Source organism: Methylobacterium carpenticola (assembly GCF_042748905.1).
GTDB classification, from domain to species: Bacteria; Pseudomonadota; Alphaproteobacteria; order Rhizobiales; family Beijerinckiaceae; genus Methylobacterium; species Methylobacterium carpenticola.
In genome coordinates, this window is record NZ_JBHZEO010000001.1 from 450,313 (window position 1) to 467,289 (window position 16,977).

15 protein-coding genes are annotated in these 16,977 nt (G+C 71.8%); 9 read left to right on the forward strand and 6 right to left on the reverse strand.

Annotated features, from left to right (window positions below; all coding sequences use genetic code 11):
• Positions 1–12: 12 nt before the first annotated feature.
• The 3 genes from ACE101_RS02180 to ACE101_RS02190 are packed head-to-tail and all read left to right on the forward strand — an operon-like array spanning position 13 to position 2,565.
• Positions 13–1,029, forward strand: a complete 1,017-nt coding sequence (locus ACE101_RS02180; protein WP_379125897.1) for a zinc-binding alcohol dehydrogenase family protein — start codon at positions 13–15, stop codon at positions 1,027–1,029.
• Positions 1,026–2,126, forward strand: a complete 1,101-nt coding sequence (locus tag ACE101_RS02185) for an L-dopachrome tautomerase-related protein (RefSeq protein WP_379125898.1) — start codon at positions 1,026–1,028, stop codon at positions 2,124–2,126. Before ACE101_RS02180 ends, ACE101_RS02185 begins: the two co-directional genes overlap by 4 nt.
• 13 nt (positions 2,127–2,139) lie before the next feature.
• On the forward strand, positions 2,140–2,565 hold the full coding sequence (locus ACE101_RS02190) for a cupin domain-containing protein (RefSeq protein WP_379125899.1): 426 nt from the start codon (positions 2,140–2,142) through the stop codon (positions 2,563–2,565).
• Positions 2,566–2,725: 160 nt separating this feature from the next.
• Here the strand turns inward: ACE101_RS02190 and ACE101_RS02195 are convergent, their stop codons facing one another.
• The 4 genes from ACE101_RS02195 to oxlT all read right to left on the reverse strand — a co-directional run bounded on the left by ACE101_RS02195 (position 2,726) and on the right by oxlT (position 6,014).
• Positions 2,726–3,418, reverse strand: coding sequence for a GntR family transcriptional regulator (locus tag ACE101_RS02195; protein WP_379125900.1), 693 nt, complete (start codon positions 3,416–3,418; stop codon positions 2,726–2,728).
• Between the two features lie 291 nt (positions 3,419–3,709).
• Positions 3,710–3,865, reverse strand: a complete 156-nt coding sequence (locus ACE101_RS02200; RefSeq protein WP_379125901.1) for a hypothetical protein — start codon at positions 3,863–3,865, stop codon at positions 3,710–3,712.
• Positions 3,866–4,061: 196 nt separating this feature from the next.
• Positions 4,062–4,346, reverse strand: a complete 285-nt coding sequence (locus ACE101_RS02205) for a hypothetical protein (protein WP_379125902.1) — start codon at positions 4,344–4,346, stop codon at positions 4,062–4,064.
• A 393-nt stretch (positions 4,347–4,739) separates the two neighbouring features.
• Positions 4,740–6,014: an oxalate/formate MFS antiporter gene (gene oxlT, locus ACE101_RS02210; RefSeq protein WP_379125904.1), complete on the reverse strand. Its 1,275-nt coding sequence runs from the start codon at positions 6,012–6,014 to the stop codon at positions 4,740–4,742.
• A gap of 501 nt (positions 6,015–6,515) precedes the next feature.
• On the opposite strand from oxlT, the gene ACE101_RS02215 reads away from it, so the two are divergent.
• Together ACE101_RS02215 and ACE101_RS02220 are read left to right on the forward strand one after the other, a co-directional pair.
• Complete coding sequence (locus ACE101_RS02215; protein WP_379125905.1) at positions 6,516–7,064, forward strand: L,D-transpeptidase; 549 nt, start codon at positions 6,516–6,518, stop codon at positions 7,062–7,064.
• A gap of 62 nt (positions 7,065–7,126) precedes the next feature.
• On the forward strand, positions 7,127–8,545 hold the full coding sequence (locus ACE101_RS02220; RefSeq protein WP_379125906.1) for a pyridoxal phosphate-dependent decarboxylase family protein: 1,419 nt from the start codon (positions 7,127–7,129) through the stop codon (positions 8,543–8,545).
• Positions 8,546–8,555: 10 nt separating this feature from the next.
• Here the strand turns inward: ACE101_RS02220 and glpK are convergent, their stop codons facing one another.
• Complete coding sequence (gene glpK, locus ACE101_RS02225) at positions 8,556–10,064, reverse strand: glycerol kinase GlpK (protein ID WP_379125907.1); 1,509 nt, start codon at positions 10,062–10,064, stop codon at positions 8,556–8,558.
• Positions 10,065–10,168: 104 nt separating this feature from the next.
• Entirely contained in the window at positions 10,169–11,692 is a 1,524-nt protein-coding gene (gene glpD / locus ACE101_RS02230) for a glycerol-3-phosphate dehydrogenase (RefSeq protein WP_379125908.1), read from the reverse strand.
• 371 nt (positions 11,693–12,063) lie between these two features.
• On the opposite strand from glpD, the gene ACE101_RS02235 reads away from it, so the two are divergent.
• From ACE101_RS02235 to ACE101_RS02250, 4 genes are all read left to right on the forward strand, one after another.
• Positions 12,064–13,284, forward strand: a complete 1,221-nt coding sequence (locus tag ACE101_RS02235; protein ID WP_379125909.1) for an ABC transporter substrate-binding protein — start codon at positions 12,064–12,066, stop codon at positions 13,282–13,284.
• Positions 13,285–13,363: 79 nt separating this feature from the next.
• Positions 13,364–15,247, forward strand: a complete 1,884-nt coding sequence (locus ACE101_RS02240; RefSeq protein WP_379125910.1) for an ABC transporter permease — start codon at positions 13,364–13,366, stop codon at positions 15,245–15,247.
• Positions 15,244–16,026, forward strand: coding sequence for an ABC transporter ATP-binding protein (locus tag ACE101_RS02245; protein WP_379125911.1), 783 nt, complete (start codon positions 15,244–15,246; stop codon positions 16,024–16,026). Before ACE101_RS02240 ends, ACE101_RS02245 begins: the two co-directional genes overlap by 4 nt.
• Entirely contained in the window at positions 16,026–16,754 is a 729-nt protein-coding gene (locus ACE101_RS02250) for an ABC transporter ATP-binding protein (protein WP_379125912.1), read from the forward strand. Before ACE101_RS02245 ends, ACE101_RS02250 begins: the two co-directional genes overlap by 1 nt.
• Positions 16,755–16,977 lie beyond the last annotated feature (223 nt).

Genomic DNA, 16,977 nt, shown 5'->3' on the forward strand with positions numbered 1-16,977 from the left:
AGGACCACGACCATGCGCGCCATCGGTTTCACCCAGCCCCTGCCCATCGAGGATGCCCGGGCCCTCGTCGATCTCGACCTGCCCGCGCCGGTGCCGGGCCCGCGCGACCTCCTCGTGCGCGTGCAGGCGGTGTCGGTGAACCCGGTCGACACCAAGGTCCGCCGCCGGGCGACGCCGCCCGAGGGGCAGCCGCGCATCCTCGGCTACGACGCGGTCGGGGTCGTGGAGGCGGCCGGGGCCGAGGCGCGCCTGTTCGGGCCGGGCGACGCGGTGTTCTACGCCGGGGCCCTCGACCGGCCCGGGACCAATGCGGAGCTGCACCTCGTCGACGAGCGGATCGTCGGCGCCAAGCCCGCCTCGCTCTCCCTGGCCGAGGCGGCGGCCCTGCCGCTCACCGCCATCACGGCCTGGGAGGCGCTGTTCGACCGGCTCGACGTGCGGAAGCCGGTGCCGGGTGCGGCGCAGGCCGTGCTGATCGTCGGCGGGGCCGGCGGCGTCGGCTCCATCGCGACCCAACTCGCCCGGCAGCTCACCGACCTCACCGTCATCACCACCGCCTCGCGGCCGGAGACCGCGGCCTGGAGCCGCGCGCTCGGCGCCCACCACGTGGTGGATCACGGCAAGCCGCTGGCGGCGGAGGTGGCGGCGCTCGGGCTCGGCGCCCCGGCCTTCGTGTTCTCCACCACCGGCACCGACCAGCACCTGCCCGAGATCGTCACCCTGATCGCGCCGCAGGGCCGCTTCGCGCTGATCGACGATCCGGCCGCCCTCGACGTGATGCCGTTCAAGCAGAAGAGCGTGTCCACCCACTGGGAGTTCATGTTCACCCGCTCCATGTTCGGCACGGCCGATCTCGGCGAGCAGGGCCGGCTGCTGAACGAGGTCGCCCGGCTGGTGGATGCGGGCACGCTGAAGACGACCTTCGCGGAGAGCTTCGGCACCATCTCGGCGGAGAATCTCCGGCGCGCCCACGCGCTGATCGAGAGCGGGCGCGCCAAGGGCAAGATCGTGCTGGAGGGGTGGGCATGAACAGGCGGGCCTTCCTGGCCGGAACCGGGGCCGCGGCGCTCCTCGCGGGGGCGCCGGGCCGCGCGGCGGAGCCGGGGCTCACGCTGGCCTTCTCCCTGCCGGACGCGGTGACGAACGGGGTCGCGGTCACGCCGGAGGGCCGGATCTTCGCCGCCCTCGCGCGCATCGACGGCAGCGCCGGGCCGCGGGTGGTGGAGATGCGGAACGGCACGCCCGTCGCCTATCCGGACGCGGCCTGGAACGAGGGCGCGCGGAGCGCGGACGCGGCCTCTACCCTGATCTGGGTGAACGCGCTGCGGCTCGGGCCGGACGGGGATCTCTGGCTCGTCGATACCGGCTCGCCCGGCTTCGGCCAGCCGATGCGCCCCGGCGGGGTGAAGCTCGTGCAGGTCGACGTCGCGGCGAACCGCGTCCGGCGCACGATCCCGCTCGCCGGCGTGGTGACCCCGAAGAGCTTCGTCGACGACGTGCGCTTCAACGGCCGCCACGCCTACCTGACGGATGCGGGCGCGCCGGCCCTCATCGTGCTCGACCTCGCGAGCGGGACGGGCCGCCGTCTCCTCGAAGGCCATCCCTCGGTCACCGCCGCGCGGCCGATCTCGGCGGAGGGCCGGATCGTGCGCGGGCCCGACGGCCAGCCGGTCTTCGTGCATGCCGACCAGCTCGAGGTCTCGCCGGACGGCGCGTGGCTCTTCTACCAATCCTGCACGGGCCCGCTCCACCGGGTGCCCACCCGCCTGCTGGACGATGACCGGACGTCGCCCGGGGCGCTCGCGGCCGCCGTCGAGATCGTGGCCGACACCCCGCCGACCGGCGGCACCGCCATCGCGGCGGACGGCACGATCTTCGTCAGCGACACGGACGCGCAGCGCATCCTGCGCGTCGCGCCGGACGGCACCGTCTCGACCCTGATCCAGGATCCGCGCCTGCTCTGGGTCGATGCCATGTGGATCGACGCCACCGGCCGGCTCTGGATGCCGGCCGCGCAGCTCAACCGCCTCGCCCTGTTCCAGGGCGGCACCGCCCGCGTGCAGTTCCCGATCGCGGTCTACACGCTTGCGATCGGAGCGAGGCCCGCGCCGAACGACCATCGCTGAGAGGAGCCGGACCATGGCGGAACCCGAGACGACCGGACGCTTCGACCTGACGGCGATCGCCGCCGCGCTCCCCGCCACGGCGGAGACGCTGCTCGTCGACACCTACCTGACCGACCGGGAGGCCGCGAGCGCGCGCGTCTTCCGCGTCTACAAGGCCACGCCGCCGCACTACCACGCGACCTGCGACGAATACCTCTACGTGCTCTCGGGCCGCGGCACCTTCTGGATGGGCGACGCGAGCACGGTGGCGCGCTTCGGTCCGGGCGAATTGCTGTTCTTCGAGCGCGGCACCGTGCATGCCCTGCCGGAGCTCATCGAGGAGCCGGTCGTGTTCCTCTCGGTCGACACGCCGCGGCGCGAGCCGACCGACATCATCTTCGTGAATCCCGGGGACGGGACGCCGGCCACCTTCATGGCGCGCAACGCCAAGCCCACCTGACCGTGCCCGGGGTTCACGGTGCAAAAAGGCCCGGCTGCGCGAGAACAGCCGGGCCAAGGCGGAGATCCGAGGGGCTCGAGATCTCGGGCATGCCGCAAAGAGCACAAAGTCCCCGGCAACGAAACACCGTGGAGCGGCAGCCGATGACCCGGTATCCGGATCAGGCCAGGAAGTCGCCGTAGCGGTCGACGTGCTCGGCGAGGCCCAGCGCGTGGTCGCGCACCAGCCGCTCGGCCAGCGGCGCGTCGCGCTCCTCTAGCGCCGCGATGATGCGGACATGCTCCTGGATCGAGGTCTTGGCCCGGTCGCCCTGGGTGAGCGCGATGTTGCGGATGCCGCGCACGTGGATGAGCAGGTTGCTCGACAGGCTCTGGATCACCTCGCAGCGGCCGAGCGAGATGATGGTCTGATGGAAGCGGATATTGGCGTCCGAGTACTCGGTCATGTGCTCGGCCGGGGCATCGACGAAGAATTCCGGGAAGGCCGTGCGCAGGGCGCGCAGGTCGGCGTCCGAGGCGCGCGCGCAGGCGAGCCGCGCCGCCATGCTCTCCAGCCCCGCCCAGGCATGGATCATCCCGATGATCTCTCTCTTCGTCTTCTTGACGATGAAGACTCCGCGCCGCGGCTCGGAGCGCACGAAGCCCTCCTGCTCCAGCACGGTCAGCGCCTCGCGGACCGGCGTGCGGCTGACGCCGAGATCCTGCGAGAGCTTGCGCTCGTCGAGGCGGATCTCCTCGTCGCTGCTGTAGATGTCCATGTTCGTGATGGCCGATTTCAGAGCCTCGTACGCCAGGGTGCGCAGGCTCGAATTCGTCACGATCGGTTTCACGGCGAAACTTTTGTCGCTTGCCATCGGCTGCACCTGACGCTTCCCGCGGCCGGCCCCCACCGCCCCGGCCCTCGCGCCCGGCCCCACGGTCGGACGTCACGGCCCCTCATAAAACAGGCGGGAATGGTATGCCAGCGAAACCGTGCTCTTCCCCTGTGGGCGAACCGGCTGGTCACGAGGAACGATCACGCCCGACAGTATCGACCGCCGGTGCGGCCAAGCAGATCTTGCGATGGACGGATGAGCAACTTGGACTTTCGTCCGAACGCCGCCGTGGGCCGGAGCGGGTCCGGCCGGCGGCGGACGGGCGGAGGATCACGCGATGCCGACGTAGCGGCCGTTCGCCGGGGAGGCCGGACGCTGGCCCTCGACCCGGCCGGGCTTGCCGCTCAGCCGGTCGGCGAGCTTGACGACGAGGATCCCCTGGATGCCGATGACAGCGGCGAGGAAGGCGGTGGCAGAGACGATCATCGGATGTTCCCGGAAGGATGGTGCGATGCGAGATATGCCGTATTGCGCCGCAACTTGGTATACCAGACACCACAACCGGGGCATTCCGCGTTTGCATGACTGCGGGCCCTGCCGCCGGCCGGGACCAGGATGCCGGGCACGAAAAAGCGCGCCGCCCTCGCGGACGGCGCGCTTTTTCGCGGGATTAAAAATCGCCTCAGGCGGCGCTCGCCGCGTTGCAGGCCGAGACCCGCAGGTCGTAGCCGTCCTCCCAGAGGGCCTCCGCGCGGGCGTGCCAGTCCGCATTGAAGAAGGCGTCGCAGGCCGCTTGGCTCTCCCAGATGCAGATGCACAGGAGCTGGCCGTCCCGCACCCGCAGGTGGCGGGTGGAGAGACCCGGCGTGATCCCGAGGGAGGGGCATAGGGCGCGGCTGGAGGTGGAGGTTTCATCCTCCCCCTCGCCGCTGACGGGACAGTTCAGAACGGAGAGATATTTTTCCATCGCGCGTTCCTCCCGGAACGGGCCGGCTCTTTGCGAGGTCATGGCCCTGTTGTACGCGACCATGATAGCAGGGCGATCCGGCCCCGCACCGACAATAATTCTGTCCGCCCGGACGCCTCTACGGAGGTTTTGCTGAACCGTCGCGGGACCAGATCGATCGATTACGATGCGGCGCGAAAAAGCGAGGGCGGCGCCGGCTCGTCGCCGGCGCCGCCCTCGGTTGGTATCGCGGCCGAAGGCGTCACATGGTTTCCGGAGGATCGCCTGGCGATTGCTGCGCCATCGCGTCGCGATGCGGAAACCGGTTTCGCTCGGGCGTGCGCGGAGCCTCGGGCGTGCGCGGAGCCTTGCTCCGCGCCGCGCGGGCTGGTGATACGCTTTCCGGAAAGCGTATCAGGCGGCGGGGGCGGGGGTCAGCACGGCGGCGGACTTGGTGTAGGCCGCGCGCATCGGCTTGAGGACGAACAGGGCCATCAGCGCCGCGATGATGTTGAGCGCGGCCGCCGCGATGAACACCGCGTGCCAGCTTCCGGTCCAGGTGGTGAGGAGGCTCGTATAGGGCACGATCAGCGCCGCGGTGCCCTTGGCGGTGTAGAGCAGGCCCGCATTGGTGGCCGCGTACTTGGTGCCGAAGGTGTCGCCGCAGGTGGCGGGGAACAGCGAGTAGATCTCGCCCCAGGCGAAGAACACGAGGCCGGTGAGCAGCACGAAGGCGAACGGATCGCTGCCGAACACGCTGAGCGCGTAGATGCCGAGGCCCTCGATGGCGAAGGACAGGAACATCGTGTTCTCGCGGCCGATATGGTCGGAGACCCAGCCGAAGAAGGGCCGCGTCACGCCGTTGAGCACCCGGTCGAGGGTCGCCGCGAAGGTGAGCGCCGGCAGGGTGATGCCGAGGAGGCTCACCGGCACGTCGGCGATCTTGAAGTCCTTGGCGATGGGTCCGAGCTGCGCCGTCGCCATCAGGCCGCCCGCCGCCATCATCACGAACATGGCGTACATCACCCAGAAGATCGGGGTGCGCACCATCTCGCCCGGGGTGTAGTCGCGCCGGCTCTGGCTGACGCGCGCCACCGCCGGCACCTCGCCCTTGCGGGGCGCGGCGAGGAAGAGGGCGAGCAGGCAGACGATCAGGCCCTGGCCGATGCCGAAGTAGAAGAAGGCGGATTCGTAGCCGTGCGTCTTGATCATCCACTGGATCGGCACGACGGTAAGGGCCGAGCCCGCGCCGAAGCCCATGGCGGTGATGCCGGCCGCGAGGCCGCGACGGTCCGGGAACCACTTGAGCGAGTTGCCCACGCAGGTGCCGTAGACCGCGCCCGCCCCCGTGCCGCCGACCGCCGCCGCGACGTAGAGCATGGTGAGGGAAGTGGCGTAGGAGTTCATCACCCAGGCGAGCGCGCAGAGGACGCCGCCCACCAGGGTCACGATCCGCGGACCGTACTTGTCCACGAACCAGCCCTCGATCGGGACCAGCCAGGTCTCCGTCACCACGAACAGCGTGAAGGCGACCTGGATCGCCGCGCGCTCCCAGCCGTGCCGCTCCTGCATCGGGTTCACGAAGAAGGTCCAGCCGTACTGCATGTTGGCGATCATGCACATGCAGATCACGCCGAACGCGAGCTGAAGCCACCGGCCCCCTTTTACCGTTTCACCTGTCCCTGACATGCCTGTTCCCGACATGGGCGTTTCTCCTCGGTCGTTCTTGTTGATGTCGCGCGGCCACGCTGCCGCGACTCTCCGGTCGCTGGTCGGCGTGAGCCGTTGCGAGGGGCCCACTCGGCAACTCCCCGCCCCAACCGTCGCAGGTCGACGGTATACCAGAGGAGTGTGAGCCGAGGAGATGCGCCCTGTCAATCGGTCGCATCACGACCATTGGGCAGTCCGGGCCGTCGATGCCAGGCACGCGAAGCATGCGCCCAAGTCATACGATGTCTTCAATCGAACGAACGTTCGCACATTTGCCGCACCGCACCTCAAGCGCACGACGCCGGAGCGGCGCGTTCCTTCCGAATACGCGTGTCACAGCACGGGCGACCGGCCCCACAAAGCCGGACGATGGTCCAGGGAGGGGACGCGGCGGCGCGGATCGCGTAGGATCGGGAGGGAACCTTGGCCGTGCGCGGCCGTCATCATGAGAGAATGATCGTGCCGGGGAGGGGGCGGATGATGCGGTGGTGGATCCTCGCGGCCGCGCTGGGGCTGGCCACGTCCGGGCCCGCCGGGGCCGAGGTGCTCGTGACGGTGGACAAGGCCACGCAGCGCATGACGGTGTCCGTGGACGGCCAGGAGCGCCACGTCTGGCCGGTCTCGACCGGGGCCTCCGGCTACGCGACGCCGGGCGGCAGCTTCACGCCCTCCCGGCTGGTGCGCGACCATCATTCCCGGGAATGGGACGACGCGCCGATGCCCTTCTCGATCTTCTTCACCGATGCGGGGCACGCGATTCACGGCAGCCGCGCGGTCGGCCGCCTCGGCAGCCCGGCCTCGCACGGCTGCATCCGGCTCGCCCCCGCCCATGCCCGCGTGCTGTTCCAGCTCGTCCAGGCCGAGGGGCTCGCCCGCACGCGGATCGAGGTCACGGGCAACGAGGCGATCGCCATGGGCGGGGAGGGGGCCCCGGGCGCCCCCCTCGACTACCGGCGCCTGACGAGCTTCAACCCCATGACGATGGGCATCATCGCGGGGGAGCCCGCTCCCCGGCCGCGCACGCCCTGAAGCCCCCGCCGGTTCCTGGCGCAGGCGGCCCGATCGCGCGAGGACCGCCCAGGGAGAGCGATGTGGACGAGGACGATTTCCGCGCCGCGGCGCACCGGGCGGCCGACTGGTCGGCCGATTACCTCGCGGGGGTCGGGGATCGCCCGGTGCGGGCGCAGGTCGGCCCCGGCGAGGTCTACCGGCAGATCCCGGCCGCGCCCCCCGCGACGGGCGAGCCCATGGAGGCGATCTTCGCCGATCTCGACCGGATCATCCTGCCGGGCATGACGCATTGGCAGCATCCGCGCTTCTTCGCCTATTTCCCCGCCAATGCGAGCCCGCCCTCGGTGGTGGCGGAGTTCGTCACCGCGGCGCTCGCCGCGCAATGCATGCTCTGGCAGACCTCGCCGGCCGCGACCGAGCTGGAGAGCCGCGTCACCGACTGGCTGCGGGCCATGATCGGGCTCGGGCCGGACTTCTCCGGCGTGATCCAGGATTCGGCCTCCGGCGCGACCTTGGCCGCCCTGCTCACGGCGCGCGAGCGGGCCCTCGGCCTCGCGGGCAACCGCGAGGGCCTCGCGGGGCAGCCCCCCGTGCGGGTCTACGCCTCGGCGCAGGTCCATTCCTCGGTGGACAAGGCGGTGCGGATCGCCGGGATCGGCGACGCCAACCTCGTGCGCATCCCCGTCGCCGGCCCGCTCTTCGGCATGGATCCGGACGCCCTCGACGCGGCGATCCGCGCCGACCGGGCGGCCGGCCTCCTCCCCGCCGCCGTGGTGGCCTGCCTCGGCGGCACCAGCGTCGGCGCCTGCGATCCGATCGAGGCGGTGGCGGCGGTGGCCCGGCGCCACGGGGTGTTCCTGCACGTGGACGCGGCCTGGGCGGGCAGCGCGATGATCTGCCCCGAATTCCGCGACCTGATGCGGGGCGCGGAGGCGGCCGACAGCCTCGTGTTCAACCCGCACAAGTGGCTGTTCACGCATTTCGACTGCTCGGCGCATTTCGTGAAGGATCCACGGGCGCTCACCGACACGCTCGGCATCCGCCCGCCCTTCCTGCGCACCCTCGAGCGCGAGGGCGTGGTCGATTACAACGAATGGTCGATCCCGCTGGGGCGGCGCTTCCGCGCCCTGAAGCTGTGGTTCGTGATCCGCTCCTATGGGGTCGAGGCCCTGCGGGCGATGATCCGCCGGCACGTGGCCTGGGCGGAGGAGCTCGCGCGGCTGATCGCGGCGCATCCGGATTTCGAGCTGGTGACGGGGCCGATCCTGTCGCTCCTCAGCTTCCGCTACGCGCCGGCCGGGGCGGCGGACCTCGACGCCCTCAACGCGCGGCTCCTCGCGCGGATCAACGACGACGGGCGCACCTACCTCACCCAGACCCACCACGACGGGCGCTTCGTGATCCGGTTCCAGATCGGCCAGACCACGACCACGTGGCGGGACGTGGCGATCGCCTGGGAGGCGGTGCGGGAGATCGCGGGATCGCTGGAGCGAGCGTAGCGGCCGCGCCTCACGGCAGCGGCACGCTCCGCCCGAGCAGGCAGCCCACCGCCTGGCGCCAGCCGGCGAGCTTGCGCTCGCGCACGGGCGCGTCCATGGCGGGGGTGAAGCGGCAATCCAGGCGCCAGCGGTCGGCGAAGCGCGCCGGCTCGGGATAGATCCCGCAGGCGAGCCCCGCGAGGTAGGCCGCCCCGAGCGCCGTCGTCTCCCGCACCTCCGGCCGGTCCACCGGGGCGGCCAGGAGGTCGGCGAGGCGCTGCATGGTCCAGTCCGACGCGACCATGCCGCCATCGACCCGCAGCACCGTGGCGCGGGCGTCGCCGTCCGGCCAATCGGCCCGCATGGCGGCGAGAAGATCCGCGGTCTGGTAGCAGACGCTCTCCAGCGCCGCCCGGGCGAGTTCCGCCGGGCCGGTGCCGCGGGTGAGCCCGGTGAGCATGCCGCGCACGTCGGGCTCCCAGTAGGGCGCGCCGAGGCCCACGAAGGCGGGCACGAGGTAGACGTCCTGGGCGGGATCCGCGCGCGCGGCGAGGTCGCCGGTCTCGGCCGCGGAGGCCACCACGCCGAGGCCGTCGCGCAGCCACTGCACCGCGGCCCCGGCCACGAAGATCGAGCCTTCGAGGGCGTAGGTGCGCTCGCCGCCGAGCTGGTAGGCGATGGTGGTGAGGAGCTTGTTCTGCGACGCGACGGGCGTCGGGCCGGTGTTGAGGAGCGCGAAGCAGCCGGTGCCGTAGGTCGACTTGACCATGCCGGGCCGGAAGCAGGCCTGCCCCACCGTCGCCGCCTGCTGGTCGCCGGCCACGCCCCGGATCGGGATCGGCGCGCCGAACAGCGCCGGGTCGGTGGCGCCGAAATCCCCGGACGAATCGCGCACCTCCGGCAGCAGGCTCGCCGGGACGTCGAGGAGGCGCAGGAGATCGTCGTCCCAGGCTCCGCGATGGATGTCGAACAGCAGGGTGCGGGCGGCGTTGGTGGCGTCGGTGACGTGGAGCCGCCCGCCGGTGAGCCGCCACAGGAGGTAGCTGTCGACCGTGCCGAAGGCGAGGTCGCCCGCCTCGGCCCGGACCCGCGCCCCCGGCACGTTGTCGAGGATCCAGGCGATCTTGGTGCCGGCGAAGTAGGGATCGAGGATCAGCCCGGTCCGCGCGCGCACCAAGGGCTCGTGTCCCTGCTCCTTCAGGCGGGCGCAGAGGCCGGCGGTGCGCCGGTCCTGCCAGACGATGGCGCGGTGCACCGCCTCGCCGGTGCGCCGGTCCCAGATCAGCGTCGTCTCGCGCTGGTTGGTGATGCCGATGGCGGCGACGTCGCGGGCCTCGGCCCCCGCGCGGCTCAGGGCCGCCCGGCAGGTGTCGAGGGTGGTGCGCCAGAGATCCTCCGGCTCGTGCTCGACCCAGCCCGAGGCCGGGAAATGCTGCGGGAACTCGGCCTGCGCGAGCGCCGCGACCGAGGTGTCGGGGCGGAAGAGCAGGGCCCGGGTGGAGGTGGTGCCCTGGTCGATGGCGAGGACGAAGCGCGTCACGGGCGGGCTCCCTGATGATGCCGTCGCGGGTGTCCGGCTGATCCGAGATAGCGCGGGATCCCGGCTCCCGCGCAGCGGAATCGGGGAGGCGCGCCGGGCCGCCCTCAGGCGGCCGCCACGGCCGCCTCCCGCATGAAGGCGTCGAGGGCGGCGGCCTCCCCGGCATCGAGCCGCAGGCCGAGCTTCGTGCGGCGCCAGAGCACGTCCTCGGCCGTCACCGCCCATTCCCGCCGCATCAGGTAGCGCACCTCCCGCCCGGTGAGGTCGGCCCCGAAGACCGGGCCGAGATCGGCGCTGCGCGTCGCGCCCGCCAGGATCTCCCGGGCGTCGGTGCCGTAGGCCCGCACCAGCCGGGCGGCGTGCCCCGCGGCGAGGAAGGGGAAGTCGCGCCGGATCGCCGCCACGAGCGCGTCGTAGCCCGTCGCCGGGAAATCGCCGCCGGGCAGGGGCGCGTTCCGCGTCCAGGCCGGCGCGCGGGCGGCGGGGAGGTGGTCGCGCAGGCGCTCCAGGGCGGATTCCGCGAGCCGCCGGTAGGTCGTGATCTTGCCGCCGAAGACCGAGAGCAGGGCGGGGCGGTCCGCGCCGGCATCAAGGGTCAGCACGTAGTCGCGGGTGGCCTCCTGGGCCTTGGTCGCGCCGTCGTCGTAGAGGGGGCGCACGCCCGAATAGGTCCAGACCACCTCCTCGCGCCGCACCGGCTCGCGGAAATACTCGCTCGCGGCGGCGCACAGATAGGCGATCTCCTCCTCGCTCGCCGCGACCTCGGCCGGGTCGCCGCGATAGTCGCGGTCGGTGGTGCCGATCAGCGTGAAGTCGCGCTCGTAGGGGATCGCGAAGACGATCCGGCCGTCGGGATTCTGGAAGATGTAGGCCCGGTCGTGCCGGAAGAGGCGGCGCACCACGATGTGGCTGCCCTGGACGAGGCGCACCCCGGCCGCCGCGTTCGCCCGCACCACGCCGGTGAGCACGTCGCCGACCCAGGGGCCGGCGGCGTTGACGAGATTGCGCGCCCGCACGATCTCGCGCCGGCCCCCCGCCTCGATGGTCAGCTCCCAGCACTCCGCCCGGCGCAGGGCGGCGACGACCCGGGAGCGGGTGCGGATCGCGGCCCCGCGCGCTGCGGCGTCCCGGGCGTTCAGCACCACGAGGCGCGCATCCTCCACCCAGCAATCCGAATACTCGAAGCCCCGCCGGAAGCCGGGCTTCAGGGCCGCGCCGGCCTCGTCGCGGGTGAGATCGAGGCTGCGGGTGCCGGGCAGGCGCTCGCGGCCGCCGAGGGTGTCGTAGAGCCAGAGGCCGAGACGCAGGAGCCAAGCCGGACGCAGGCCCGGCAGGTGGGGCAGCACGAAGCGCAGCGGCCAGACGATGTGCGGTGCGTTCGCCCACAGCACCTCGCGCTCCCGCAGCGCCTCGCGCACGAGCCGGAACTCGTAATGCTCCAGGTAGCGCAGGCCCCCGTGGATCAGCTTGGTGGAGGCCGAGGAGGTGCCGCTGGCGAGGTCGTTCTGCTCGAACAGAACCACCGTGGCGCCCCGGCCGGCCGCGTCGCGGGCGATGCCGCAGCCGTTGATGCCGCCGCCGATGATCGCGAGATCGAAGAGGCCGGGCTGCTCACGCGGCGGGCTCACGGGTTCGCTCCTGGGTCGAACCGGAGCCTGGGGCGGCTCCGGGGATTTTCGTTTTGAGATCAAAACGAACTTTAGCGCGCCCGAAACCGAAAGCAAGACGGCGAAAGCGAAACGGGAATGGGTTCGGATGCGCCGGAGCCGGGGCCTCGTCCGCGCGGGGCCGGCCCTGGACGGGCGGATCCCGCGCGCGGGATCCACCGGTCCGGCGCCGGCCTGCCCAATCGCGCGACAGGTCCCGCCCGCGATTTCCGCAGCCGATCCTCTTGCGCTCATCCCGGACCCGGGTATCGTTCGTATACGAATGACTTGCCGAAGTTCGGAAAAGCGCCCGATACTCGGCCCCGCGCCTTCAGACGCTGGAGATTCGTGTCATGAACCGTTCCCCGCTCTCTCGCCGTGCCGTGATCGGCGGGCTCGCCGCAGCCCCTCTGATCGCACGGTCCGCGCTGGCGGCGGACGGGCCGGTCCGGATCGGGGAACTCAATTCCTACGGGCGCATGGCGGCCTTCGCGGGGCCCTACCGCAACGCCATGCAGCTCGCCCAGGACGCGATCAACAAGGCGGGGGGCGTCAAGGCGCTGGGCGGGCGCCCGATCGAGATCGTCTTCCGCGACGACGGCTCGACCCCGGGCGACGCGGTGCGGGTGGCCGAGGAGCTGCTCACCCGCGAGAACGTCGCCTTCCTGTGCGGCACCTTCCTGTCGAATGTCGGGCTCGCGGTGGCGGACCTCGCCAACCAGCGCAAGGTGCTGTTCCTGGCCACCGAGCCGCTCACCGACGCCCTCACCATGGGCAGCGGCAACCGCTACACCTTCCGGGTCCGCCCGAGCACCTACATGCAGACGAAGATGCTGGTCGAGGCCGTGAAGGCCCGCGGCGTCAAGCGCTGGGCCATCGTCGCGCCGAACTACGAGTACGGCCAGTCGGCGGCGGCGAACTTCAAGAAGCTGATGGCCGCCGCCGTGCCGGGCTTCGAGGTGGTGGGCGAGCAATATCCGGCGCTCGGCAAGGTCGATGCGGGCGCGACCGTGGGCGCCCTGTCCCAGACCAGGGCGGACGGCCTGTTCAACGTGCTGTTCGGCGCCGACCTCACGGCCTTCGTGCGCGAGGGCAACACCCGCGGCCTGTTCGAGAAGAAGACCGTGGCGAGCCTGCTCACCGGCGAGCCCGAATACATGATCCCCCTCGGCGACGAGACGCCCGAGGGCTGGATCACCACCGGCTATCCGTGGGAGACGGTTCCGACGCCCGGCCACAAGGAGTTCGTGGCGGCCTACCGCGCCCGCTTCAACGACACGCCGCGGCTCGGCTCGCTGCTCGGCTACGTCGTGGTCCACATGATCCGCGACATGCTCGAGACGGCGAAGTCCACCGAGACGGAGGCGATGATCAAGGCCCTCGAAGGGCTCACCTCCGAGACCATCGCCGGCAAGGTCACCATGCGCGCCCTCGACCACCAATCGACGCTCGGCGCCTGGATCGGCGAGACCGCCCTCGACGGCCGCAAGGGCACGATGCGCAACGTCCGCTACGCGGACGGGGCCGATTACATGTTCCCCGAGGCGGAGGTGAGGAGCGCCCGCAAGGCGTGAGACGGAAGCGCGGCTCCCCCCTCCCGCGCGGGCCTCTCCCGCGCGGGAGGGGGGCCACGAGGAGCATCGACGAGACCGCATGGACCCCTCCTTCCTCGTCCTGCAAGCCCTGTCCGGCCTTGCCAGCGCCGCGTCGCTGTTCGTGATCGCGTCGGGGCTCACCCTCGTCTTCGGCGTCACCCGCATCGTGAACTTCGCCCACGGCTCGTTCACCATGCTGGGGGCCTACATCGCGGTCTCCCTCGTCCCGCGCCTGCTCGATCTCAGCTACGCGCCCTGGACCTTCTTCCTCGGAATCCTGCTCGCGGCTTTCCTGGTCGGGCTGATCGGCATCGCCGTCGAGATGCTGCTGCTGCGGCGCCTCTACCGGGTGCCCGAGCTGTTCCAGCTGCTCGCCACCTTCGGCGTGGTGCTGATCGTCGAGGATCTGGTGCTGGCGATCTGGGGGCCGGTCGATCTCGCGGGCCCGCGCGCGCCCTCCCTGCGCCACGGCGTCGAGATCCTGGGCCAGCGCTTCCCGGCCTACGACCTCGTGCTGATCGGCATCGGCCCGGTGGTGCTGGGCCTGCTCTGGCTGCTGATGCACCGCACGCGCTTCGGCATCCTGATCCGCGCCGCCACCCAGGACCGCGACATGGTCGGCGCGCTCGGGGTGAACCAAGCGCGGCTCTTCACCCTGACGCTGTTCCTCGGCGCGAGCCTCGCCGGGTTCGGGGGCGCCCTGCAGATCCCCCGCATCCCCGCCAATTCCCACATGGACCTCAGCGTCATCACGGACGCCTTCGTGGTCACGGTGATCGGCGGCATGGGCTCGGTGCCCGGCGCCTTCCTGGCCGCGCTCCTCATCGGCGAATTGCAGGCCTTCGGCATCCTGATCCTGCCCAAGGCGACCCTGGTCCTCGTCTTCGCCCTGATGGCGGTGGTGCTGGTGGTCAAGCCCTGGGGGCTGCTCGGCCGGCCCGAGGCCGCCTCCGGCGTGGTGCGCCTGCCCGAGGGGATCCTGCGCCTGCGCCGCTTCCGGCCGGCCGAGACCGCCCTCGCGACGTTGGTCGTGGCGGCGCTGCTCGCCATCCCGCTCCTCGGCGACGCCTACATGGTGAAGGTCGCCACCGAGATCCTGATCTTCGCGCTGGCCGCCTTCTCGCTGCAATTCCTGGTCGGCGTCGGCGGCCTCGTCTCCTTCGGGCACGCCGCCTATTTCGGGCTGGGCGCCTACGCGGCGGGTCTCCTCGTCACCGGGCCGCTCAAGGTCCCGATGCTGCCCGCCCTCCTCGCCGCGCCGCTGGCGGCGGCTTTGGGCGCGGCCCTGTTCGGCGCCTTCATCGTACGGCTGTCGGGCATCTATCTGGCAATGCTGACGCTGGCCTTCGGGCAGATCGTCTACGCCATCGGCTTCCAGTGGGTGGAGGTGACGGGGGGCGACAACGGCATCGTCGGCGTCTGGCCGGCGCCCTGGGCCGCCGACCGCTCCGTGTACTTCTACGGCGTGGCCGCCGTCGCGCTCGGGGCCATCGTGCTCCTGCGCCGGATCATCGTCGCGCCCTTCGGCTACACCCTGCGGGCCGCCCGCGATTCCGCCACCCGGGCGGAGGCGATCGGCCTCGACGTGCGCACCCACCGCTGGCTCGCCTTCACCCTGGCGGGGGCGGCGGCGGGCCTGGCCGGCGGCCTCTACGCCTTCGAGAAGGGCTCCATCGACCCGACCCTCGCGGCGATCCCGCTCTCCATCGACTTCCTGGTCATGGTGCTGGTCGGCGGCATCCGGACCGTGATGGGTCCCCTCGTCGGCGCGGGCTTCTTCCACGCCCTCAAGGACGCGGTGATGCCGCTCACCGCCTATTGGCGGCTGCTGCTCGGACTCGCCATCATCGCCACGGTGCTCGTCTTCCCGCGCGGCCTCGCGGGCGCCGCCGAGGCCCTGCGCGCCCGCCGCAGCCCCGAACCCGCGGCGGCCTCCGCATGACGCTCCTCGTCGTCGACCGCCTCGCCAAGCGCTTCGGCGGCGTCGCCGCCGCCAAGGACGTGTCCTTCACGCTCGCCGCCGGCGAGATGCTGGCCCTGATCGGGCCGAACGGGGCGGGCAAGTCCACCACCTTCAACATGGTGGGCGGACAGCTGAAGCCCGATTCCGGCAGCGTGACCCTGGCGGGCCAGCCGATCGCCGGCCTGCCCGCCCGGGCGATCTGGCGGGCCGGGGTCGGGCGCACCTTCCAGATCGCCCAGACCTTCGTGTCGATGAGCGTCGCCGAGAACGTCCAGATGGCGCTGGTCTCCCGGCACGGGCGCAGCCGCTCCCTCTTTTCCGACACGCGCCGGCTCTACCGCGACGAGGCGCTGGAGCTGCTGGCCGAGGTCGGGCTCGCCGCCGAGGCCGACCGGCCGGTGGCCGAACTCGCCTATGGCGACGTGAAGCGGGTCGAACTCGCGGTCGCCCTCGCCTCGCGTCCGAAGCTGCTGCTGATGGACGAGCCCACCGCCGGCATGGCGCCGCGCGAGCGCGGCGGGCTGATGGCGCTCACCGCCCGGCTCGCCCGCAGCCAGCGCATCGGGGTCCTCTACACCGAGCACGACATGGAGGCGGTGTTCGGCCATGCCGACCGGGTGCTGGTGCTGGTGCGCGGCGAGATCATCGCCGCCGGGCCGCCCGAGGCGGTGCGGGCGGATGCCCGGGTGAAGCAGGTCTATCTCGGCGAGGCGGGGGCGGCGGCCGCCCTGCGTGCCCGCCGCCGGGAGGTGGCGTGATGGGCCCGCTCCTCGACGTCGCGGCCCTGCGCGCCGCCTACGGGCAGGCGGAGGTGCTGTTCGGCGTCTCGCTGAGCTTGCGCCGCGGCGAGGTGGCGGCCCTGATGGGCCGCAACGGGGCGGGCAAGTCGACCACCCTCAAGGCCATCATGGGGATGCTGGTGCCGACCGGCGGCCGCGTGACCTTCGAGGACCGTGCCGTGACCGGCTGGGAGCCCTTCCGCATCGCCCGCCTCGGCCTCGGCTACGTGCCGGAGGAGCGGCGCATCTTCACCGATCTCACGGTCGCGGAGAACCTGGAGGTCGGCCGCAAGGGCCCGGCCATCGGGCAAGGCCCGACGGATGGACGGGAGGCCTGGACGCCCGAGCGCCTGTTCTCGATCTTCCCGAACCTCGCCGAGATGCGCGGGCGGCGCGCCTCCGCCATGTCGGGGGGCGAGCAGCAGATGCTCACCATCGCCCGCACCCTGATGGGCAACCCGCACGCGGTGCTGCTCGACGAGCCCTCCGAGGGGCTGGCGCCGGTCATCGTCGAGCAGATGGCCGAGGCGGTGCTGCGCATGAAGCGGGAGGGCATCGCGGTGCTCCTCTCCGAGCAGAATCTCGGCTTCGCGGCGGCGGTCTGCGACCGGGCCTTCGTCATCGAGAAGGGCACGATCCGCTTCGAGGGAACGATGGCGGAGCTGGAGGCGAACGACGCGGTGCGGGAGGCCTACCTCACGGTGTGACGCGGGGCAGGGGGCGGGCCCGCGCGCGGCGGGACCGTTCGTAGACGAACGATCGGGGTGTGGGATGGCGAATCTCTCAGATGATCCGGGGCCGGGGCAGGGGCGACGGCGTTCGGTGTTGCGGGTCGGGTCCCTCCACCTCCCCCTTTCCCGGATCGTCCTCCGCTCTCGCCTCGGTCGTCCGGGACAAGGGGAGCAGCGGAAGCGCTGCGTGGTTCTCGCG

Coding starts and splice junctions, on each gene's coding strand:
- oxlT (WP_379125904.1), bottom strand. CDS start 6,014: ATGTCAGGGACAGGTGAAACGGTAAAAGGGGGCCGGTGGCTTCAGCTC.
- ACE101_RS02190 (WP_379125899.1), top strand. CDS start 2,140: ATGGCGGAACCCGAGACGACCGGACGCTTCGACCTGACGGCGATCGCC.
- ACE101_RS02180 (WP_379125897.1), top strand. CDS start 13: ATGCGCGCCATCGGTTTCACCCAGCCCCTGCCCATCGAGGATGCCCGG.
- ACE101_RS02215 (WP_379125905.1), top strand. CDS start 6,516: ATGCGGTGGTGGATCCTCGCGGCCGCGCTGGGGCTGGCCACGTCCGGG.
- ACE101_RS02235 (WP_379125909.1), top strand. CDS start 12,064: ATGAACCGTTCCCCGCTCTCTCGCCGTGCCGTGATCGGCGGGCTCGCC.
- ACE101_RS02245 (WP_379125911.1), top strand. CDS start 15,244: ATGACGCTCCTCGTCGTCGACCGCCTCGCCAAGCGCTTCGGCGGCGTC.
- ACE101_RS02205 (WP_379125902.1), bottom strand. CDS start 4,346: ATGGAAAAATATCTCTCCGTTCTGAACTGTCCCGTCAGCGGCGAGGGG.
- ACE101_RS02250 (WP_379125912.1), top strand. CDS start 16,026: ATGGGCCCGCTCCTCGACGTCGCGGCCCTGCGCGCCGCCTACGGGCAG.
- ACE101_RS02240 (WP_379125910.1), top strand. CDS start 13,364: ATGGACCCCTCCTTCCTCGTCCTGCAAGCCCTGTCCGGCCTTGCCAGC.
- ACE101_RS02200 (WP_379125901.1), bottom strand. CDS start 3,865: ATGATCGTCTCTGCCACCGCCTTCCTCGCCGCTGTCATCGGCATCCAG.
- ACE101_RS02195 (WP_379125900.1), bottom strand. CDS start 3,418: ATGGCAAGCGACAAAAGTTTCGCCGTGAAACCGATCGTGACGAATTCG.
- ACE101_RS02185 (WP_379125898.1), top strand. CDS start 1,026: ATGAACAGGCGGGCCTTCCTGGCCGGAACCGGGGCCGCGGCGCTCCTC.